This is a genomic window from Psychrobacter sp. Marseille-P5312, assembly GCF_900291405.1.
Lineage (GTDB): Bacteria > Pseudomonadota > Gammaproteobacteria > Pseudomonadales > Moraxellaceae > Psychrobacter > Psychrobacter celer.
This window is the reverse complement of sequence record NZ_OLML01000001.1, coordinates 472,108-492,602: the sequence shown is the minus strand read 5'-3', so window position 1 is coordinate 492,602 and position 20,495 is coordinate 472,108. Positions and strand designations below refer to the sequence as shown.

The window sequence follows — 20,495 nt, the reverse complement described above, 5'->3', positions numbered from 1 at the left end:
ATAGTGCTGAAATCACTGTAAGTCAGTAAAAAGGCCGCCAGTCATTTTCTATTATGACTGGCGGCCTTTTTATGTTTGCTGCTTGAAAATACCAACTATAGCAGCATCTCTAATACAAACTTGCTACCAACAAAGCCAATAGCCAGCAGGATAAAAGCATAAATGGTGATGTTGGCCGCACGTTTGCCGCGCCAGCCTGCGCGCCAATGACCGAATAATAAGCCACCAAATAACAACCAAGACAGCAGGCTAAACACGGTCTTGTGGACGATATGCTGCGCCATCAAGTCCTGTACGTAAATAAAGCCAATCCCCAGCGCGATACTCAGCAAGACAAAGCCGACTAAAATCATATCGAATAGTAAACCTTCCATACTTTGTAGGGAGGGTAGTTTATTGACCCAAAAGCGATGGATGGTTTTGTGCTTAAGCTCACGGATTTGTAGCCGTAAAAACAGCGCCTGCACCGCCGCCATCAAGAGCACACAATAGGCCGCCAGCGACAGTAAAATATGGGTCTCAAGCCCGAGGCTGATATCGGTAATGGGCTGATAGGGGGCACGGCCGACATAGCCGATGGTCATGCCTGCAAGCGCGGTCGGCGCCGCCAAGATACCGAGGCTGACAATCGGACGATACAGGCTAAACAGCACATAAAAACACAAGAAAAATAAGCTGATCAGGCTGATGACGTTAAACAAATTAAAATTTAGGCCATACAACGTCACCACAGATGGATAAAGTAGCGCGGCATGCGCGGCCATCCCGATCAGCAATAAGCCTAGACTGCGGCCTTTGTAGATAGGTTTATCAGCAATCAGCGCCCAACCGATGTAAACGCTGACCGCTATATAAGTCAGGCTAGCAAGTAAGAATGCAAAGTGCACAGATATAAAACCTCATCTCATACTGAGCGCAACATGACCGCTCAATGTATCACCAAAGTGGTATTATCGGAATGATTAGAATAATCCTCCAATTTATCATAAAATGGGTGGCAATTGAGCACCATCTTACTTATTCTTGATAAATGCTTGGTGGCCGCATTATCCGCAGCAAGGGGGTTGCAAACGGTTTAAACCTCTGCAAAACGACCATAAGTACCGTATCGTCTTAATGGTATAGTAAGGATTATCTGCTGTTTTTTGTGGCCATCTCATAAGGGTTTGTGCCAAAAGCATCCCTTAATATGTTCAGACACCCTGATATTATTGATAAATCGGTTAACTGGTTTACTAAGCGCTGATTTAACGAACAACTATTTTAACTGTATTATTTTAACTGAGAGTTATTTATGTTTGATACCTTAACAGAACGCTTATCGTCGAGCCTACGTAATATCGTAGGATCTGGACAACTGACTGAAGACAATATCAAAGACACGCTGCGCGAAGTGCGTATGGCATTACTAGAGGCTGATGTGGCGCTACCTGTCACCCGTGACTTTGTCAAACGTGTCAAAGAGCAGGCACTGGGTGCTGAGGTGCTAAAAGAGCTGGCACCGGGCCAAGCCTTTGTCAAAATCGTCCATGACGAGCTGACCGAGATGATGGGCAGTGCCAACCAAACGCTTGAGATGACTGGTAAACCGCCGGTTGTCTATCTATTAGCAGGCCTACAAGGGGCGGGTAAAACCACCACGGCAGGTAAGCTTGCCAAGTACTTACAAGAGCGGCAAAAGAAAAAAGTCATGCTGGTCTCAGCCGACGTCTATCGTCCAGCCGCAATTAAGCAGCTTGAGCAGGTGGCCGGTCAGGTCAATGCCAAGTTTGTCAACTCAAGCACGGATGAAAACCCGATAGATATTGCCCGCCGCGCCATCGAAGAAGCCAAAATCCAATACCAAGATATCTTGATCATCGATACCGCGGGTCGTTTGCACATTGACGACACCATGATGGATGAGATCAAGGCATTAACGGCTGCGGTCAATCCGTCTGAGACGTTGTTTGTCGTCGATGCGATGACGGGTCAAGATGCCGCCAACACTGCCAAAGCCTTTAATGATGCGCTACCGCTGACAGGCGTTATCCTCACCAAGACCGATGGTGATGCGCGCGGCGGTGCGGCGTTGTCTGTACGTGCCATCACAGGCAAGCCGATTAAGTTTTTGGGTCGCGGCGAAAAGCTGGACGCCTTAGAGCTCTTTCATCCTGAGCGTATCGCCCAGCGTATCCTCGGTATGGGTGATGTACTGAGTCTGGTCGAAGAAGTCGAACAAAAAATCGACCGTGATAAAGCCGAAAAAATGGCGAAAAAGATACAAAAGGGCGGCGATTTTGACCTTGAGGATCTATTGACTCAATTTCAGCAAATGAAGAGCATGGGCGGCATGGCAGGCTTTTTGGACAAGATGCCAGGTATGGGCGGCTCAGACATACAAAAAGCGGTCGAAGACGCTAAGCCTGAAGAAAAAGTACGTGAAATGGAGGCGTTGATTAACTCTATGACGCCCTTTGAGCGTAAAAACCCAGATAAAATCAATCCAAGCCGTAAGCGCCGCATCGCTGCAGGTTCAGGTCGTGAGATTCAGGACGTCAACCGCTTACTAAAGCAGCACAAGCAAATGGCAAAGATGATGAAAATGATCTCAAAGCCAGAAGGCATCAGTAAAATGATGAAGTCGATGCAAGGCTTGATGGGCGGCGGTGGATCTGGCGGCGGTCCACTGTTTGGCGGTGGTCAGCAAGGCGGCGCTAAAGACGTGAATCCTGCACAGATGGCAAAGCAAATGGGGCTAGATCCAAACAACATGCCGAGCACCGAAGAGATGCAAAAGCAGATGCAAGAGCTACAAAACCAAGCGCCCAAAAAGTTCAAAACGCGCTTTTAAGCCTTGATTGGCAGGCATGGTCGTCAGTATTATAAATACGGCAAGTATAACGACCATCAAAGAGACCTCAAAGCTGTGACGGCTTTGGGGTCTTTTCTGTTTGCCAAGCGTGGGTTGGTACTGATAAAGAAAGTATGAAAAACGTAGAAATTCATAAAACTTGCCTATCCTAAATGCTATGATAGGCGCTGATTTATTAGGGCATAAGTTTTGTGCCGAGCGACAAAATCGAGGTTGTGATGTTTTTAGCAATGGATACCGTATTTGATCAGTGTTCGATCGCCGTTTTAGATGCCAGTGGACAGGTATTGTCCGCTCATACAGAGAGCGGCAAACGTCAGCAAACCCAGCAAATCTTGCCAATGATTGATGCCGCCTTGTTGGAGGCCAATCTAAAGCTTGCGGATATACAAGCATTGATATTTAACCGTGGTCCTGGCGCGTTTAGCGGCATACGTATCAATACCGCCGTGGTGCAAGCGTTGTCTGTGGCGCATGATTTGCCTTGCGTCGGTGTCTCAAGCCTGCAGGCCATTGCCCAGTGCGCGTATCAGCAGTATGGCGTCACAGAGGTTTATAGCGCCCTTGATGCGCGGATGCAGCAAGTATATTTTGGTCACTATAAAATAAAGCAGACTGAAGAGACAGCCGCCATTATGCAGCCAGTGTCGACGGCGGATGACGACAGCACAGAGCAGCTGCTCGATTATGACAGTCAGACGACGCTGAATTTACCTATCGCTGGTAACGGCTCAGTATTACTCAAACCACAAGAGGAGCAGGTGTGTCATGATGATGTCTGGCCGAATGCCGTGGTGATAGGGCAGATTGGTATCGCCCAATTTATGCGTACTGGCGGTACCGATGCGGCAAATGCACTACCAAAGTATCTGCGCAACCAAGCATGGAAAACCCTCAAAGAGCAAGGCAAAGCCTAACTGCGGCTAGCCGTATAGACGATAACAACACCGCAAACATTATACTCAGTCACCTGTCAATCTGGGTTTAGGAATACCACCGTGGATATCATTTTATTAATTCAAGCTGTCATCATGGGTATCGTTGAAGGTATCACTGAGTTTTTGCCCATCTCTAGTACCGGCTATATGATTTTGTCAGCCGATGTCATGGGGTTTTGGAGCAAAGACAAAGTTGATTTGTTTGTGGTGGTGGTGCAGCTTGGTGCGATTTTGGCGGTCATTTATGACTACTGGGGAAGGCTCTGGCAAGCGTTTATGGGTCTGCTGACTGGCAAGGCCGCTGGCATGAGCAACCCACGGCAGCTGGGGCTGAGTCTGATTGTCGCCACCATTCCGGTGATGCTGGTGGGCTTTACCTTTGCCGATGAGATTAAGACTTATCTGTTTAATCCGATCACAGTCGCCATCATGCTTATCATCGGTGGTCTGCTGATTTTTTATGTCGAAAAACGCCCTAAGACCGTCATTGCGTGTGAGGCTGAAGACGTCAGTCTAAAGACAGCGCTGATGATAGGGTTGTTTCAATGTCTGGCTCTCATTCCAGGAACCTCTCGCTCAGGGGCGACCATCATTGGTGCGCTTTGGCTTGGCGTCTCGCGCAAGGCTTCGGCAGAGTTTTCTTTCTTTTTGGGTATCCCAGTGATCGTTGGTGCAGGCTTGCTTGATTTAGCGAAGCATCATGAGGTACTGGCTAGCAGTGAAGATTGGCTGGTATTAGCGATAGGCACTGTCGTGTCCTTTATCGTAGCGCTACTATGTATACGCTGGCTGGTGGCATGGGTGAGTCGCCGTGATTTTACGATTTTTGCATGGCTACGGATTATCACAGGAGTCATCGTACTGTTGGCGTCTTGGCTATTTGGCTATCAAATGGTAGGTTAAATGTGCGCGATGATTTGTGGTTATACAGGCAATAAATAGAGAGAAATAGTCATGAGCGCGCCGCGACCAGCAGTTAACCCTCCTAATGTGCAAAGTTACTGTCACCTGTTTTATATCAGCGATAGCCAGCAAGCACAGATTGAGCGCTTGCAAGCCTTGATAGTACAGCACCAGCTGCCCATTGTCTTAAATACTGAGCGATTGCACGATAAGCTCACTCAAAAACGTCGCCAGCAGTTAAGCCAAACCTCCAGCGTACCTATTTTAGTATTGGATCAAAAAGACAAGCTATCGTGGCTGAGCGATGGGCTAAGCGTGGCGCCAGAGTGGGATAAATTGCAGCGCCGCGTGGTCAGTGCAGGGCGCAAATCTGAGCTATTGCTGCAAGCAGCGAAGGTCACAGCGGACAGCCGTGTGATTGATGCCACCGCAGGCTTTGGTCATGACAGTTTGATATTGGCTAGCACCGGTGCTCAAGTCACCATGCTCGAGCAGCAGCCGTTGATGGCATTGCTATTGTTGGTAGAGCAGCAGCGAATGAGTGCACAGCCCAATTGGCAAAAGCTGATGAGCCGTCTGCAAATTGTCAACACCGATGCGCTCAGCTACTTTGCCACCTTACCAGCTGATATGACAGGTGCGACTAAAGCCGTCGATGTGGTCTATCTAGATCCGATGTTTCCAGAAGACAGCTATCAAGATAGTAAGACTGGCAAAGGCGCAAAAGTAGGCAAGCAGATGCAAGCGCTGCATCACCTCGCTCATCCGCCGACTTTAGATGAAGAGATGGCATTACTAAATAAAGCGCAGGCCGTGGTGGCCGATAATCAAGAAGGACGAGGACGGGTTATCGTCAAGCGTCCGCAGCAAGCGCCATTTTTGTCTCAGCAAAATCCCGATGAGAGTTGGCATAATGCAGCCGTCCGCTTTGATGGTTATTTCGTTTAGTGGAATATGAGTCATTATGTTTATATTGATCTTTAGTAGCAGTCAGCTTAGGAGAGAGCAATTTTAACCATCATAGTTTGGGCGGTAGGAGCCGCATTATTATTAATAAATATATTTTTGCGCACCCGTATTTTGCGTTTAGAAGGCGAGCTTAAAAAGCTACGCAGTCCGCAAGAATATATGAACTATCTACGTCAGCAAAACGTCCAAGACAATAAAGTTGCAGCAATCAAGGCATTACGTAAGCAGTATCCTGAGTTGTCGTTAATCGAAGCCAATAGTCTGTATGAGAACCTATAAAGAGCATCAAAGTTATGAGTAGTACGCCCTTAGAGTTAAGCCTAAAAGACAAGCTGCATGCCTATATGCAGTTGACGCGCTTTGATAAGCCAGTCGGTATTGAGCTACTTTTGTGGCCGACGCTTTGGGGCGTGATGCTGGCGGCGATGGGTGAGGCGCAGCAGCAAGGGGCGGTAGCAGGCTTGCCCAGCCTAAAAGTATTTGTATTATTTGCGCTCGGGGCGATTTTGATGCGGGCGGCAGGCTGCGCGATTAATGACTTTGCCGATCGTAAAGTCGATGGTCATGTGACGCGCACGAAAGGCAGGCCGCTTGCTGACGGTCGTCTGTCAGGTCGTGAGGCAGTCGCCGCGTTTTTAATATTGGTGACTGTCAGTGCTTGTCTATTGTTTTTTTTACCGATACAAGTTTTCTATTGGTCGCTTGGTGCAGTAGTGCTAGCGTTTATTTATCCGTTTATGAAGCGCTATACCCATTTGCCGCAAGTGTTTTTGGCTGCAGCGTTTGGCTGGGCGATACCGATGGCTTATGTGGCGGTACAAGGTGCGCCTGACATCTGGTGTTGGCTGTTGTTTATCGCTTATATGTGCTGGACGGTAGCATATGATACCCAGTATGCCATGGCAGATCGTGAGGACGATTTAAAAATTGGGGTTAAATCCACAGCGATACTCTTTGGCCGCTATGATGTCGTTATCATCTCGCTGCTACAGATGCTATTTTTGCTCATTATGGGTGTGGTGATGTGGCATTATTTTGCCCCAACGAGCTTAAATATCATTCCTATCTTTGGCTTAGCCTTAGTAGCAATGATGTTCGCTAAGCAAAACAGCGCCTGCGCTAGCCGTCAGCCGATACCTTGTTTCCAAGCTTTTTTGGCGAATATCTGGGTCGGGCGTTACGTCTTTGTCTTAACCGCTATCTCTTGTCTATGGACGACTTTCAATGGGTAAATTCTCTGAGTCATTGAAGCGACGCTCGACTAAGAAGCCTGTAGTTAATGAAGTACAAACGGCTTATGAGATTAATCTTGCTGAGCATGGCTTGACCCGCGAAGAGGTTATTGCTACTGAGCGTAAGCTTGCCAAATTCGCTAATACTATGGATTCGGTGGTGCGCATACCTTTCACTAAGCAGGGCTTAGGCGCGGATGCGGCGCTATCCACCATTCCGCTAGCAGGGGATTTGGCGGGGCTGGCGTTGACCAGCTATGCCTTTATATTAGGTCGTCAGCTAGGCGTACCAGCACATAAGATGACGCCTGCAGTGAGACTGGCGCTGATTGATATGGTGGTCGGTATCGTGCCGGGCATTGGGACATTGCTAGATATTTTTATTCGTCCTAGCCGCAAGACCTTGGGCATCGTCCATGAGCATCTACACGATGAATATGGCATCACCGAAACCATGCATATGGATCGGCCGTTTTTGCATCAGAGCCTAGAGGATAAGCAGCGGCAGAATGCGATTTGGCGCAATCCAGTCGTCGCTTGGATATACTTGCATATTCCTGATATTATCGGCCTTATCGTCATCGCGATGATCGCGTGGGGGCTATGGGCACTTATGAGTTGGTTGGTCGAGGTGTTTGGCAAGACAACGGGTTTTGGCTAAATAAAATCATCTACCAGAAAGTTAAGTAAATACGAGTGAGTAGAGACCAGTAAATAGAGATAAAAAAAGCGGCAACGATAATAGCTTTTGCCGCTTTTTTTTAGTTTTAAATACCGATTTAGATAAAGTACATGTTTAGGTTTTATTCAGTGATGACTTCTGCTTCAGCACTGACTGCATCAAAGCTTTTGACTTTATTGTTTTGGATAAGATCAATGGTACCGCCACCTGCATGACTCACCAATTGGATGCTACCATCGGCTGAGCGATATGTGGGGTTATTGCCTTGGCCTTCTGGGGCGCTTAGGGTCATCTTTGGTTGATTGGGCAGGGTGACAATGGCATTGAGTACGCCCGCCGCCGAGGTCTCAAAAGTGACGGATAATGACTCGCCAGCTGCGCTTATATAACGCACGTCGGTGATTTGCGCGCCTTTAATGGCTTGCTCTGGGTTTGGGGTAGGCGGTGTATCCGGTGTATCGGAGGCAGCCGGCGCTGCATCGTCAAGATCGCTTTCTAATTCCGTTAGGTTGACATCATGGTCGGTCGCTGTTGCTGGCGCAATCTGAGTGTGCGCCGTTTGTGCTTTATCGCTACCAGCACGATCGATATCAGTATTTGTGGTCGCTACTGGTTGGGTGCGGATCTCAGTTTGAGTATCGTCAGTAGGCGCGGGCGTTTCTTGACAAGCTGCTAGTTGCAGGCTGAGCACGGCAGCAGGCAACAAAAGATAAAGGCGCCGCGCCTGTTGGGACATGGCACTTGAAGGGATGGCTCTTAGAAAGCTCGTCAATGTGGGGGCTAGGGTCGTCATAAGGCGCTGCTTGTCTGGTAAGATAGCGATATTTAAGCACAGTAAACCAATAGGAACAATCCACGATCACGCTAATGGTATTTTATAGTATAAATAGCGGTTTTCTTTGTGATGGTATTTTCTTTAAACTAGCGCGTGTCCTCAATTCAATCGATAGCCATATAAATGGGCTAAAAATGGCTAAATCTGGTCAAACGGTGTCAAATAGCTGACGAATATCTCGATATTATCTGCGCTATCTTCCTTGTTTGACGGCTATTTATCTCATTTTTATCACCATTTTCAAAATGAGGACACGCCCTAGTCTGCAAGCGGCGTTTGCAAGCGCGTGCGGTTCGTTGATAGGCGTGCTTGCATCGCTGCCGACAACGGTGCAAACGAGCCGAGCATCATATCTGCCAATGCTTCAGCGCATATTGGGGCTAATGCGTAGCCTTTTGCGCCCATTGCACTCATTGTCCAAAGCCGCTTACTATCTACCAACAGCCCAACCATGGGGTGGTAATCAGGCGTTTGCGTGCGAATGCCTGCACGTCCCCGCCACAGAGCGGTATCTGTTGGAATCATGGCTGCCATCTCAGGAATGGCAGTGACGAGCTTGTCGCGGCTAATCTGATGCTCTTCATCACGAATATCGGTGCCTGTGTCATTACGCACAAAACTCGCTCCTAACAATAAATGCGTTGCACCTTCTACCACATCATTTAACTCGTTATCGCCAGCGTGCGCGGTAAATGGGGCACAGTAACCGCTGTATTTAAGTGGTACTTTCGGTAAGTTTGTAAGCTTAGCGGCGGTCGGCGTAAACCAAGAGAGCTGACCACGTATTTTACGGCAATCAAAAATGCGCCGATCTAGCTTATGGCTCTCAAATGCGGCGCAAATCACCACGTTATCGGCATCAAGAGAGACGGTGTTGTTTGCTTGATCATTACCTTTAATCGTAGCGGTTTGCGCCGTCTCGCTAATATCGTAAACGTCTATTTGCTGAAAGCGGATGAGCGGATGCGTCAGAACGACGTCTTTTAAGGCGTGCGGATTGACCAAGCCAGACTGTGGTAAATATAAGTTTTCTGTTAAGTCTTGCGTGGTTAGTCCGCTGATGCTTTGTGCCTGCGCAAGTGGTAGCGTGGTGGCCATTTCATCTGGATAATCTGCAATCTGCTCGGTGTCGATATTGGCTTTTATCAGCAAATCGAGCGCGCCTGTCGGCTCAAGCACTGGCGCTAGCTGCTGCTGCGTAGCCTTGTCATTGAGCGTTCGATATAGTCTGCTACTATAGAGATAGCCGATAGTATGCAGATGCTCGTCGACATGATTGATGGGCGTCATTTTGGGCGCGAGTAGGGCGCGCGGATTGCCTGACGCCCCTGCCAACGGTGCCGTTTTATCCAGCAAGGTCACCTGGACACCGCGATTGGCCAGCGTCCACGCCATCATCAGCCCTGAGATGCCAGCACCAATGACGATACTATGGCCATTATCTATAGCTTGGTGGTCAGCCGTTCGATTATCAGTGTGGTCAGATATCTCATCGCTTACTGGCGCTGGCATGATGGCAGTGAGCATCTCACGCTTGCGGCCAAAGCCTTTGACTTTTTTGATCTCAAAGCCGCAGCTCTGTAGCGCCCGTTTGACGATGCCGGCGCAGCTATAAGTGGCCGCGGTTGTGCCAGAGCGGGAGAGACGCTGAATTTGTGCAAAGACATTTTGAGCCCATAAGGTGCTGTTGCACGACGGCGCAAATCCGTCCAGATACCAAGCATCGACAGCAGGCGCTGGCGTTAGGTACGTCCCTGATGCCAATTTTGCCAAGCTATCCGCGGCATCGCCCAACCATATATCGACCGTTAAGTTGTCATCGAAAAAACGCAAGCGATGACAGCCTGCGATGAGCGGCGGATAGGCGGCCAAAAATTGCTCAATCAGCTCGGCCAGCTCAGGCGCCCGCTGTGCCCATAAGGCTAAAATTTGAGTAAGATCCGTGAGCGGTATCGGGAATTTTTCTGTGGTAATAAAATGCAGCTTCGCTGTGGCTAAGTGCGGATGCATGTCACGCAGCGCACGCCAGAGCTGCCACGTTGCCAATAAATTTAGCCCTGTGCCAAGTCCCAACTCCGCGATGCTAAAGCATTGCATTGGCGCAAGGTTTGCCAAGCGCTCGGCGAGTTGGTTGTGTGCCAAAAACACGTAGCGCGACTCTGCGAGACCGTCAGCATGGGAAAAATACACATCACCAAACTCACCAGATACCGGTACCTGATTGCCCGTGTCATCCATTTGCCAGTCAATCTTAGCAGGGCGGATGGCAGAAAGCTGTGGTGAATGACTGTTTGGCGACAGAGTATCTGGCTGTTTATCTGGCAAGGAGGCAGATGTACTGCTGTTTTTTGGGGCGGCGTTAGACATAAATGGTCACATCAGACAAAGCAAAAAGACGATAAATAAAACTACCAGCGCTCACGGCGGACAAACACAAGCCACGAGATAAAAATACCCACAAGCAAGCTGATCAAAACCGTAAAAGCGCCATATAAAAACAACTGGCCCTTACTCTCATATATCAAGACATTGACTTGGGTTTGTAAGTCATTCACTTGCCGCTGCAATTCGGCATTACGGCTAAGGAGCTGCTGATTGGCATCGGAGAGCGCTTGACTGGACGGCTGCAACTGCGCGGCCAAGGTGTTATTAATATCAAGGCTGGTATTGGCACCCGCTGCAGGCGGTGCGGCTTGCTCTACCAAAGGGGCGGCAGTGCTGGCAGCCGTATCGGTGACGCTCGGCGCTGCATAAGCAGACTGCGCGGCCAGCGCCATGACCAACAACACTCCAGCAAGCGCAGACGTAGAGCCAAGCGTATTTAGTACAGAGGGGTATCGGCTCACGGTTTGGTCACTTGTGCAGCGCCGTTACCAGATTTTGGCAACGTATGAATAAAAGGTCTGATATCGACATGGCTATAGACGCCATCACGTAGGTAGGGCTCGTCGTTTGCCCACGCCTGCGCCGCCTCGATAGACTCAAAGTCAGCGATGATTAAGCTACCTGACATTGCCTCCAAACCGTGTTCGATAGGGGTAGGGCCTGCGATAATTAGGCGGTTTTCTTGGTCGAGTGCCTGCAGACGGGCGACGTGCTCAGCGCGGGTAAGTTGACGCTGCGCGTGGCTATCGGCTACGTCATGACCGATGATGGCAAATAAGGACATGAGACTTCCTCATAAAATAAACAGTAAATAAAAGGGGTGAATGTTCAACACGCTCTAACCACATGAGCTGATAAAAAATCGCGAGTATCGATACAACTGTGCCAAGATGGCATCATGATGGTCGCGATTGGCATTTAGCTGGCGCTGCAAATTATTATAAAATTATAGAAATAATAACGCGCGCGACTTTGCTACTTTGCCGACTTGTCCGTCAATGCTGGATTGAGATGCTTTTTTAGTACTGCAAACTGAGCGACGACAAACACCAACATAATTGGAATCCAGCCATAAGTTTTAAAGTTGATCCAGGCTTCATCTGACATCATAAACGCTGTGATATAATGCAAAATGCCCATAAAGGCAAAAAACAACCCCCACGCGACAGTCAGTTTTTTCCAGCCGCTCATCGTCAGTGAAAAGACATCTTTCATGGCCAGCTGCATCAAGGGTTTATTGAACGCGGCACTGACAATCAGCGTTAAGGCAAAGATGCCGTTGATGATTGGCGACTTCCAGCGTAGATAGACATCATCACGCAGCAATAACGTGCCACCACAGAACAAAATGGTCAATAACAAAACGACCCATTGCTGTTTATCAAACTTGCCTTTTTGCCGAATGAAGTGAATGGCATAAACGAGGATGGTGGCGATCAGTAGCGCACCCGCCGCCGCCAAAATACCACTGTAACGAGCAGCGATAAAAAAGGCAATTAAAGGAATAAAGTCTAATAAGGCTTTCATAGCAAGTGGGATGTCCAACAAAAACGTATGGGGTAGTTTACACGTCTACTGCGGCAAAAAAAAGCAAACAACGCGATAATCATACGATATCACAAGCCTGCGCGCCAATAGTCAGTGCGGCTTATCAGTCGTGCTACTGCTATAGCTAAAGGGTTGTTGCTGATGCACAGGCGCGCCGATTTATTATTGACTTTTTATATCGTTAACTCACTTTAAAACCGATACAGTGTAGCTGGTATGAGTTTTGCGCAGCATCTGTCAGCGTAGACACCGCAAGCAAGGAAAACTTATATCAGTTGCCCGTTCATATGAGCGCATCGATTTTATTTCGAGCTGACTATACTTTTATATACTATTAAAGCTAAGGCTTATTTTATGAAATTTGATTTACATTGTCACAGTACCTGCTCTGATGGTACTTATGCACCGACCGAAGTGGTGCAACGTGCTCACGCAGCTGGCGTCAATGTATTGGCATTGACCGATCATGATACGCTGGCAGGGATTGATGAGGCGCGGGCAGCGGCGACGGCCTGCGGTATGCAGCTGATTAATGGAGTTGAGATTAGCTGTGAGCATACACTTAGCGGCGGCTATGGCAAAAACAAATCAACCAAAAAAATCATCCATGTGCTGGGGCTGGATTTTATTGACCGAGATAAAATGCACGCAACTTTGCAGCAATTACAAGACAGCCGCGCCAGTCGCGGTCAGAAAATCACTGAAAAGCTTAGTGAGTTATTAAGTCTCGATTATGAGGAGCTATGGCAGGCCGTACTGGGTAAAGCCGGTGGCAACCCGCAAGGGGTCGGGCGCGCCCATATCGGTCAGGTATTGTTTGAACGCGGCGATGTCAAAACGGTACAAAAGGCCTTTGACAAATATCTGGCGGATAATAAACCTGCCTATGTGGCAATCGATGCGCTGAGCATGGCTGAGGGTATCGAGCTGATACATGCGTGTGGCGGCAAGGCTGTATTGGCGCATCCGACGCGTTATCATCTATCAGCCACGCGGGTGCGTAAGCTGATCGAAGAGTTTGCTGGGCTGGGCGGTGATGGTTGTGAGCTGCCAGCCACCAGTGAGCCTATCAGCACCCGCCGCATGGTCGACCGTAGTATCGCTGCCAACAATTTGGTCGCCTCGGTTGGTAGTGACTTTCATGGTAGCAATATGCCGTGGCGGCGCTTGGGCGACGTTCCTGTATTGACACCTGACCAACAAGGCGTCTGGCAGTCGTTTACCACGCTTGGCTAACGGCTCATATACATCTGTCTAGAAGCGCGAGGCCCCCGCTTATTTGGTTACACTTTGAGGTGAGCGTTTGTCTAATAAATAGCCAAAACAGATTGAAACCTCAGAAAAATCTTGCCACACTTAGGTGGTGGCCAGCGTTTGTACGATGGGTAGGACGTTTATCTCTTACGCACGCAGCTATCTGAGCTTATATTTAATAGACGCTTATTTTATATAGCAGTTGTAGTCGTTGGTTGCTTTCACTCATGTTATGTCTGGTGTATTTACATTTTTTGCGGTAGCCAAATTATGTCTGTATCGGTTCTTCATTTAGGCTACAAGCGACTCTCACGAGCAATCTTTGAATGGCAAGCTGCTGATAGGACTGCTTTGTTGGCAGTGTTTATCTTGATGGAGGTGTTTTTACACTGGCTTTGGTGTGCGTTTGTCTGGTGGTATCAAGATGCCTTAGGCGCTTATGTTTATATTCATCTGTTGTATCCGCTGTGGCTTGGCATTACGGTGATGGGTGTGTTTTTTTGGGGTATCGCACGCCATCTGTCGCGTCTTAAAGGGCAAACGACTGTCATAAAAAACAAAAACTTAAACAAATGGCAGCTGCTGTTGGTGGTGCCTTATACTCTTTATATCGCCATTGTGATCATCATGGTCGGTTATAGCAGTTTGTTTGCGGGTGTCTCGCTGGTAGGCGGTGCGATGCTTGGGATGATGCTGATCAAACGCCGCTATGCGTGGCGTGTGTTTTTGCTACAGATTGCTCTGATTTTATTGGCTATCTTGGCGCCTTACTTCGGTATTCATCTGCCCAACTTGCGTCAACTGACGTTTGTTTATCCATTTTTAGACAGCCAAAACTATCTGATGTATAACGAGCTGATGGCGATCGAAAACACGCTTGCCACCTCGGTGTTTAATGGGGTGACGTTAGACTGGTCGAGTATCAGCGAGCTACAGCGCTCTTCGACGTTTTTTTGGCGCGCAACCCACGTGCTACTGGCCTTACCCAAAGCAATCTTTATCGTTTATATGTTTCGTACGTTGTTGTTGATATTAGATGACAGCAAAAACGAGATATTAAAGCATGCCAATCAAGACGAGCTAACCCAGCTCAAAAATCGTCGATACGGTTTGACGCAGATGGAGCAGGCGCTAAAAGAGCTACAAGACGGGCAGGACTTTAGCGTTATCTTGCTAGATTTGGATTGGTTTAAAGACATCAATGACACCTATGGCCATGAGGTCGGCGATCAGGTGTTGTTTGAAGTGGCGCAGACGCTAACGCAGGCATTGACCGATGCGGCCATCGTGAGCCGCTATGGCGGCGAAGAGTTTTTGATTGTCCTGCCAGCCACGAGTCACGATGGGGCAATGCTCATCGCCGAACAGCTCCGCAAAGATATCAGCAAGCACATCATCAAGGTCGATGATAATGAGGCGTTTAGTGTCACCGCAAGCTTGGGGCTATACACGTTCACTCACGAACAAAGCGTGTGTATGAAACAAGCCCGTACGGAGCAGCTACAGTTAGAGGCGGCGCTGCAACCAGCGCCCGCAGGCAAACCCCGCCACCACAGATCCGCTTTACCGCCAGAGTACCAGACCCTTTTGCCACCTGATATTTGCCAGCGTTTAATCTGTACAGCGGACAAGGCGCTCTATGAAGCAAAAGACCGTGGCCGCGACCAAGTGGTCAGTGCCAATCATATGTTCGACAGCGAAAATAGCCGCCATGTGATGCTGTGGGGTATCTAAGCTGAGCCCAACTGTAAATGCTGGACGATGCTGGCCAATACACTGGTGGCAAAGCTGCCAGTGGTCAAGGTAAAGCTCAGTATCAGCGCTTGCTCATTACTATCGGACGCATCTAACCACTCCCAGCTTAGCGCTTCAATCGGCAAACGCAGTGCTCGGCGCTGGGCTTTGACATCGCGCTGCTCTAAGCCCATGGCCAGCTGTGTCAATAAGGCATTGTTTTTTACAATGTCGCTCTCAAGCTGCGCTGCCATGCCGCTAACCTTATCGTTACCCACGCCCCACAGCACGCCAGTCGGATGAATATCACCACTCATCATCCGTGCGCGTAAGGCATCATCTATTGCCTCACTGCCAAATATCGAGCCTGAGCCGTCTAAGTTAAACACCTCACCTGCCAGCCCAGTATCCCAGTTGCCTACGCGGACTCTGGCTGCCAATATCTCATTAAATATCAGACTGCGAGCCGCAGACAGCTCCATGGCGTTTTGCTCACGCGGCGCGCGTTTGCGTTTACTTTTTTTAGTTTTTGGTTTGCTCGCCGGTATGGGACGAGCAAATAGCCGTAGGGCTTCTGCGATGTTGTTGCCTTCATAACCAAAACGTTGGGGGCCAAAGTAATTGGGCACGCCTGTTTTGCTGATAGTAGCCAGATGTTGCTCGGTCGCATGCTTGGCGTCAGTAGCTGTGATATTACTGGCAAACTCGATTTCTCGTAGGGTAATGGTAAATTGATTGGCGCGGTGAGTACCGCGATTGAGCTTTTTGTGGTGCCAATGCTGGGCGATGATGGTGACGGACTCGTTGTCACTGATGTCTACTGGGGCAAACTCAGAGTTGGGCAGTTGCTTTTTGGGGATTCTTAAGCTAAACCACTGCGTCGTCAGCGCATGACGGTCTTTTAGCCCCGAATAACCGACATCACGCAACGGAATCTCTGCCCATTCTGATAGCAGCTTGGCCAGATAGGCCGTATTTATCCCTGATTTTTTGATATGTAGCCACAAGTGCTCACCCTCGCCTGTGAAGTCTACCTCTAACCGCTCATTGACCACAAAGTCTTCAGGCTTAGCTTTATAGAGCGCCTGTTTGATAGGTGGCGTCATAGGCTGAGGTAGATCAGCGGAATTGGTTACTGCCGCAAAGTCGATAGTGGTAAGGTCAAGATGTTGATTCTCTATAGCAGTCATAAAATAGTCATTTGATAGGTGATAAAAGAGTGAGTGAAAATTTTTTATAAGTCAATGAATAAAGTAGCATAAACGCTTAACGCTTAAACTATCGAGTTTTGGATTAACCGCTGAAAAGTTACGATTTGCAACGCGCTAGATATACAAAAAAACATCGCCCGCCAAGTGGTCTTGCTACTATTAAAGATAACGCCATTTTTAATGGTACTTATTTATCTGTAATATCAAAAAAGTAGTGCTTCACAATTAGCCTAGTAGAAGCAACTAACGATCAATACCTAATAATGAAATAGCAAACGTTAAGGATAACTTATGACTGATAATAACAAAATTACTATTAGCGCAGAGGGTATAAAAAATGGCGGTATGAAGTCGTTCAAACAAGACGATGATAGTATCATTTTAATCACCCGCGATGGCGATGAGTTTAGCGCATTTGATGGTAAATGTCCCCATGCAGGCGCGGACTTAGGTGAAGGACTACGCTGCGGTAATCGCGTGATTTGTCCTTGGCATCATGGCACTTTTGATAGTACTGATGGCTCGCTGATAGAGCCGGTTGCGATGAAAGGCTTGACGCGCTATAGCGTGACTAGGCAAGGCGACAACTTAATCGTTGATACTACTAGCAATATCAACGAGCGAGCAGATAACGATCAGCTCGCTAATACGCATACCATCATCGTCGGCGGCGGCGGTGCAGGCTTTATGACCGCCAATCAGCTACGTCACACTGGTTATGGCGGCAAAATCACCCTAATCAGTGCCGACAATAAAGCGCCTTATAATCGCCCTTTGTTGTCCAAAGCCTTTCTAGCAGGTCAAATGGACGAGAGTAAACTTATTTTAGGCGGCTCAAATTGGGCTGATAGAAACAATATCGACTTGCGTCTGAATCAGCGAGTCAGCGAAATCTTGCCCAATGAGAACGCTATTATTATCGAAAATAACAACGGCGATAATGAAAAACAAAGCGCAGACTTTTTGGTGGTGGCGACCGGCGCTGAACCTAAGATACCACCGTTTAAAGGTGCTGATCTTGCAAGCGTGTTTACGCTACGTAGTATGGATGATGCTAAGGCGATCAAAGGTGCTACCGATAACAAAAACGTCGTCATCGTCGGTACTGGGTTTATCGGCATGGAAGCTGCAGCGGCGTTATCGCAAGCAGGCGAGGCCGCCTCAATCACTGTCGTTGGTCGTAGCGCGCGGGTAATGAGCAATATCGTCTCTGAGGCGGTGAGTAATGCGCTCATCAAACTGCATGAAGAAAATGGGGTGCGCTTTGTGTTTGGTACAGGTGTTGAGAGCATCGATGGAGACGGCAGTCACGTCAGCGGTGTCACACTGTCAGACGGCAGTACGCTGGCAGCGGACGTGGTGGTTTTGGGTACGGGCGTGGCACCACGTACCGAGCTATTAAATGAAGTAAATGACCCCGATGGCGTGCAAGTTGATGAGCATTTACAGCTACGCGACGGCGTCTATGCACTGGGCGATATTGCCAAAGCCACCAATCAGATGGGACGGATGCGTATTGAGCATTGGCGCGTGGCCTTACAGCATGGCATGGTAACGGCTGCTGCCATCTTAAATGAAGACAATGACCACTCGCTAGAGGAACGTATTCCTTTCTTTTGGACGGCGCAATATGGCAAGAGCCTGCGCTATAGTGGTCATGCCGCGACGCCAGATAAAGGCATTTTATTTGGTACGCCTGACGATTTAGATTACATCGAGTACTATTTTGATGACGAAGGAGAGAATACTCGCGCTAGTGCCGCCAGCTCCCTAGGCCGAGACAAAGAGCTGATTGCTTTTAGCGAATTATTACGCCGTGGTCATGCGCCAACACGCGCTCAAATCAATGCAGGATTCGATATTATCGAGCAAGCCCATGCGCTATCACCATAGACTAATTAGCGGTTAATAATTATCATAAAGGCTGTCCTAGTATATTAGGTCAGCCCTTTTTATTAGCAATAATGTTTAGCCCGACAGAGTACCCAAATGACTGATACCGCGAAAAACAAAAAAACTGACAATGACACTGCTGACAAAGCAGCAAAAGTATTTTTACGGCAAGCGGATGCTAATGATGTGAGCGCTTTAGAGCAACTCTTAAACCTCTGCTATCGCCAAGATGAAGGCTGGACCAATGAGGCCGATTTGGTGGGCGGTATTCGCACCACAGCAGACGAGCTAGCTGGCGTCATTGCCAATCCTAAGCACTATGTTTTTGTTTATCCACAGACCGATACCGGCGAGCGCGGCGGCAAGGAGATAGGCGAGCTATTGGGCTGCATAGCTGTCGATATAAAGGTCGAGACAGGTTCAGATAAAAAATCTCATAGCAACAAAGCTTATATCGGTATGTTTGCCGTACATCCAAAGCTGCAAGGAGCGGGCATCGGTAACGTGATATTGCAGGCCGCCGAAACTTTCGCTGACAGACATCTAAAAAGTAACAATCAACCCACCCGTCTTACTATGTCCATCTTAAGTCACCGCCCTGAATTATTGGCTTATTATCAGCGCCGCGGTTATCAGCTAAATGGTAATAGTATGCCGTTTCCTGTCGATGGCAATAATGGCGAGCCTAAACGCGATGACTTAGTGCTATTGGAGCTTGAGAAAATCGTTAACGCATAACAGCGGACTTTATGCGCCCCAAAAGTGACCAAAAGTCATAAATAGCCCAATGCTGAGCAAGATAAATGCTACGATAATCAAACGCTTAAACCAAGTAAAAGCGGGCACGCGCGTGGCATTATCATCAGACATGAGAAAAGCGAATAAAAATAGCAAACTTCCTGCCAAGGTCATGATGCCTAAGCCAACAGGTAAAATATAAAGGTAGACGGCTACCATCTTGCAACTCTCTTATCGTTTATTAGAATACTGGCATAATAACAGCAAGGAGATTGGACTGTCTGTAAGTCACTTGAGGCTAAGGCATAAAAAGAGCAAATTACTAGGGCGTGTCTTCAATTCATCTTACAATGAACGATAGTACATGCCAGATAAAGCATTGACTTAAAATTACGAGCTAACTTCTCATAGCGAGTGGCGATACTACGAAAGTGTTTAAGCCTTGNAAAAGAGCAAATTACTAGGGCGTGTCTTCAATTCATCTTACAATGAACGATAGTACATGCCAGATAAAGCATTGACTTAAAATTACGAGCTAACTTCTCATAGCGAGTGGCGATACTACGAAAGTGTTTAAGCCTTGCAAACATATTTTCAACAAGATGACGCAGCTTGTACAAGTAGCTATCAAATTCTGGATTAGGCTGTTTTGTATTCTTCCTTTTAGGGATGACAGGTATCATATTATGGCTTCGAGCTTTATCTCTGATAGCCTCTGAGTCATAGCCCTTATCAGCGATAAAGCAATCTGCCTGTCCAATCATGTCAATCAATTCACCTGCAACTTGACTGTCGTGGACGTCACCCCCAGTGATTTTAAAATCGAGCGGATATCCATCGGCATCACAGGATAGGTGTATCTTTGTAGTTGCGCCGCCACGGCTTCGTCCAATTGCTCGATCTGCACCACGCCGAGCTCCACTTGCATGCTGGTGACAGCGAACATAGCTTCCGTCTGTGAATACCCATTCCGTATCAATTTCTTTTCGTAAGCTAAAAAAAAATTCTCCCATAAGCCAGTTTTCGACCATCGATTAAAGCGACTATAGGCTGTTTTCCATGAACATAATTCTTCAGGTATGTCACGCCAAGGCGCGCCTGTGCGTAGTTTCCACAGTATGGCTTCCATGATCTCTCGGCTGTTTTGAGTTTGATAGCAGCCGTACTTTATCATCGTCGATTGCAATTGATCCCAAAGTGTATCTGTTAATGCTTTTCTTGCCATAACTTGTATTGCTCGCATCGTTTCAATAGATGCGGTATTGTAACTATTATTTATGCCTTATCCAATTGAAGACACGCCCTAGCAAGAATAAACG

The 20,495-nt window shown here is 48.0% G+C and carries 20 protein-coding genes; 11 read left to right on the top strand and 9 right to left on the bottom strand.

Annotated elements, in window-relative coordinates; genetic code table 11:
• Positions 1–95 precede the first annotated feature (95 nt).
• Entirely contained in the window at positions 96–887 is a 792-nt protein-coding gene (locus C6W44_RS02135; protein WP_105244040.1) for an inner membrane protein YpjD, read from the bottom strand.
• Positions 888–1,294: 407 nt separating this feature from the next.
• On the opposite strand from C6W44_RS02135, the gene ffh reads away from it, so the two are divergent.
• The 7 genes from ffh (at position 1,295) to C6W44_RS02100 (ending at position 7,557) form a co-directional block, all read left to right on the top strand.
• Positions 1,295–2,833 (top strand): signal recognition particle protein, encoded by a 1,539-nt coding sequence (gene ffh, locus C6W44_RS02130; protein ID WP_105244039.1) that lies wholly within the window; start codon positions 1,295–1,297, stop codon positions 2,831–2,833.
• 239 nt (positions 2,834–3,072) lie between these two features.
• Positions 3,073–3,771: a tRNA (adenosine(37)-N6)-threonylcarbamoyltransferase complex dimerization subunit type 1 TsaB gene (gene tsaB / locus C6W44_RS02125; RefSeq protein WP_105244038.1), complete on the top strand. Its 699-nt coding sequence runs from the start codon at positions 3,073–3,075 to the stop codon at positions 3,769–3,771.
• 81 nt (positions 3,772–3,852) lie between these two features.
• Positions 3,853–4,695, top strand: a complete 843-nt coding sequence (locus C6W44_RS02120; RefSeq protein WP_105244037.1) for an undecaprenyl-diphosphate phosphatase — start codon at positions 3,853–3,855, stop codon at positions 4,693–4,695.
• Between the two features lie 51 nt (positions 4,696–4,746).
• Positions 4,747–5,643 carry a class I SAM-dependent methyltransferase gene (locus C6W44_RS02115; protein ID WP_105244036.1) on the top strand — a complete coding sequence of 299 codons (897 nt, stop codon included), beginning with the start codon at positions 4,747–4,749 and terminating at the stop codon, positions 5,641–5,643.
• 117 nt (positions 5,644–5,760) lie between these two features.
• Positions 5,761–5,943: a hypothetical protein gene (locus tag C6W44_RS02110; RefSeq protein ID WP_227526326.1), complete on the top strand. Its 183-nt coding sequence runs from the start codon at positions 5,761–5,763 to the stop codon at positions 5,941–5,943.
• A gap of 14 nt (positions 5,944–5,957) precedes the next feature.
• The gene (gene ubiA, locus C6W44_RS02105; RefSeq protein ID WP_105244034.1) at positions 5,958–6,896 is read left to right on the top strand and encodes a 4-hydroxybenzoate octaprenyltransferase; all 939 of its coding nucleotides are present in this window, start codon (positions 5,958–5,960) and stop codon (positions 6,894–6,896) included.
• The gene (locus tag C6W44_RS02100; RefSeq protein WP_105244033.1) at positions 6,889–7,557 is read left to right on the top strand and encodes a DUF4112 domain-containing protein; all 669 of its coding nucleotides are present in this window, start codon (positions 6,889–6,891) and stop codon (positions 7,555–7,557) included. The genes ubiA and C6W44_RS02100 overlap by 8 nt, the downstream gene beginning before the upstream one ends.
• A 142-nt stretch (positions 7,558–7,699) precedes the next feature.
• On the opposite strand, the gene C6W44_RS02095 is transcribed toward C6W44_RS02100, so the two are convergent.
• The 5 genes from C6W44_RS02095 to ispZ form a co-directional block, all read right to left on the bottom strand.
• A complete protein-coding gene (locus tag C6W44_RS02095; protein ID WP_227526325.1) occupies positions 7,700–8,371 on the bottom strand; it encodes a hypothetical protein in 672 nt (223 codons plus the stop codon).
• A 300-nt stretch (positions 8,372–8,671) separates the two neighbouring features.
• Positions 8,672–10,780 carry a tRNA (5-methylaminomethyl-2-thiouridine)(34)-methyltransferase MnmD gene (mnmD, locus tag C6W44_RS02090; protein ID WP_105244031.1) on the bottom strand — a complete coding sequence of 703 codons (2,109 nt, stop codon included), beginning with the start codon at positions 10,778–10,780 and terminating at the stop codon, positions 8,672–8,674.
• A 41-nt stretch (positions 10,781–10,821) separates the two neighbouring features.
• On the bottom strand, positions 10,822–11,259 hold the full coding sequence (locus C6W44_RS02085) for a hypothetical protein (protein ID WP_105244030.1): 438 nt from the start codon (positions 11,257–11,259) through the stop codon (positions 10,822–10,824).
• On the bottom strand, positions 11,256–11,582 hold the full coding sequence (locus C6W44_RS02080; RefSeq protein ID WP_105244029.1) for a YciI family protein: 327 nt from the start codon (positions 11,580–11,582) through the stop codon (positions 11,256–11,258). Before C6W44_RS02080 ends, C6W44_RS02085 begins: the two co-directional genes overlap by 4 nt.
• A 191-nt stretch (positions 11,583–11,773) precedes the next feature.
• A complete protein-coding gene (ispZ, locus tag C6W44_RS02075) occupies positions 11,774–12,325 on the bottom strand; it encodes a septation protein IspZ (RefSeq protein WP_105244028.1) in 552 nt (183 codons plus the stop codon).
• Between the two features lie 375 nt (positions 12,326–12,700).
• On the opposite strand from ispZ, the gene C6W44_RS02070 reads away from it, so the two are divergent.
• Together C6W44_RS02070 and C6W44_RS02065 are read left to right on the top strand one after the other, a co-directional pair.
• Entirely contained in the window at positions 12,701–13,582 is an 882-nt protein-coding gene (locus tag C6W44_RS02070) for a PHP domain-containing protein (protein ID WP_105244027.1), read from the top strand.
• A gap of 288 nt (positions 13,583–13,870) precedes the next feature.
• Positions 13,871–15,334 (top strand): sensor domain-containing diguanylate cyclase, encoded by a 1,464-nt coding sequence (locus tag C6W44_RS02065; protein ID WP_105244026.1) that lies wholly within the window; start codon positions 13,871–13,873, stop codon positions 15,332–15,334.
• Here the strand turns inward: C6W44_RS02065 and truD are convergent.
• Complete coding sequence (truD, locus tag C6W44_RS02060) at positions 15,331–16,524, bottom strand: tRNA pseudouridine(13) synthase TruD (protein ID WP_105244025.1); 1,194 nt, start codon at positions 16,522–16,524, stop codon at positions 15,331–15,333. The two genes, C6W44_RS02065 and truD, sit on opposite strands and share 4 nt — an antisense overlap.
• Positions 16,525–16,836: 312 nt before the next feature.
• Here truD and C6W44_RS02055 point away from each other — a divergent pair, with 312 nt between their 5' ends.
• Together C6W44_RS02055 and C6W44_RS02050 are read left to right on the top strand one after the other, a co-directional pair.
• Positions 16,837–18,438, top strand: a complete 1,602-nt coding sequence (locus C6W44_RS02055; protein WP_105244024.1) for an FAD-dependent oxidoreductase — start codon at positions 16,837–16,839, stop codon at positions 18,436–18,438.
• A 96-nt stretch (positions 18,439–18,534) separates the two neighbouring features.
• Positions 18,535–19,176: a GNAT family N-acetyltransferase gene (locus C6W44_RS02050; protein ID WP_105244023.1), complete on the top strand. Its 642-nt coding sequence runs from the start codon at positions 18,535–18,537 to the stop codon at positions 19,174–19,176.
• A gap of 9 nt (positions 19,177–19,185) precedes the next feature.
• Here the strand turns inward: C6W44_RS02050 and C6W44_RS02045 are convergent, their stop codons facing one another.
• Together C6W44_RS02045 and C6W44_RS02035 are read right to left on the bottom strand one after the other, a co-directional pair.
• Positions 19,186–19,395 (bottom strand): hypothetical protein, encoded by a 210-nt coding sequence (locus C6W44_RS02045; RefSeq protein WP_105244022.1) that lies wholly within the window; start codon positions 19,393–19,395, stop codon positions 19,186–19,188.
• 254 nt (positions 19,396–19,649) lie between these two features.
• A protein-coding gene (locus tag C6W44_RS02035) for an IS5 family transposase (RefSeq protein WP_105246391.1) occupies positions 19,650–20,401 on the bottom strand; the annotation gives its coding sequence in 2 pieces (ribosomal slippage) (positions 19,650–20,194 and positions 20,194–20,401; 753 coding nt in all).
• Between the last annotated feature and the right edge of the window lie 94 nt (positions 20,402–20,495).

Coding starts and splice junctions, on each gene's coding strand:
- ffh (WP_105244039.1), top strand. CDS start 1,295: ATGTTTGATACCTTAACAGAACGCTTATCGTCGAGCCTACGTAATATC.
- tsaB (WP_105244038.1), top strand. CDS start 3,073: ATGTTTTTAGCAATGGATACCGTATTTGATCAGTGTTCGATCGCCGTT.
- C6W44_RS02115 (WP_105244036.1), top strand. CDS start 4,747: ATGAGCGCGCCGCGACCAGCAGTTAACCCTCCTAATGTGCAAAGTTAC.
- ubiA (WP_105244034.1), top strand. CDS start 5,958: ATGAGTAGTACGCCCTTAGAGTTAAGCCTAAAAGACAAGCTGCATGCC.
- C6W44_RS02100 (WP_105244033.1), top strand. CDS start 6,889: ATGGGTAAATTCTCTGAGTCATTGAAGCGACGCTCGACTAAGAAGCCT.
- C6W44_RS02095 (WP_227526325.1), bottom strand. CDS start 8,371: ATGACGACCCTAGCCCCCACATTGACGAGCTTTCTAAGAGCCATCCCT.
- mnmD (WP_105244031.1), bottom strand. CDS start 10,780: ATGTCTAACGCCGCCCCAAAAAACAGCAGTACATCTGCCTCCTTGCCA.
- C6W44_RS02080 (WP_105244029.1), bottom strand. CDS start 11,582: ATGTCCTTATTTGCCATCATCGGTCATGACGTAGCCGATAGCCACGCG.
- ispZ (WP_105244028.1), bottom strand. CDS start 12,325: ATGAAAGCCTTATTAGACTTTATTCCTTTAATTGCCTTTTTTATCGCT.
- C6W44_RS02070 (WP_105244027.1), top strand. CDS start 12,701: ATGAAATTTGATTTACATTGTCACAGTACCTGCTCTGATGGTACTTAT.
- C6W44_RS02065 (WP_105244026.1), top strand. CDS start 13,871: ATGTCTGTATCGGTTCTTCATTTAGGCTACAAGCGACTCTCACGAGCA.
- truD (WP_105244025.1), bottom strand. CDS start 16,524: ATGACTGCTATAGAGAATCAACATCTTGACCTTACCACTATCGACTTT.
- C6W44_RS02055 (WP_105244024.1), top strand. CDS start 16,837: ATGACTGATAATAACAAAATTACTATTAGCGCAGAGGGTATAAAAAAT.
- C6W44_RS02050 (WP_105244023.1), top strand. CDS start 18,535: ATGACTGATACCGCGAAAAACAAAAAAACTGACAATGACACTGCTGAC.
- C6W44_RS02045 (WP_105244022.1), bottom strand. CDS start 19,395: ATGGTAGCCGTCTACCTTTATATTTTACCTGTTGGCTTAGGCATCATG.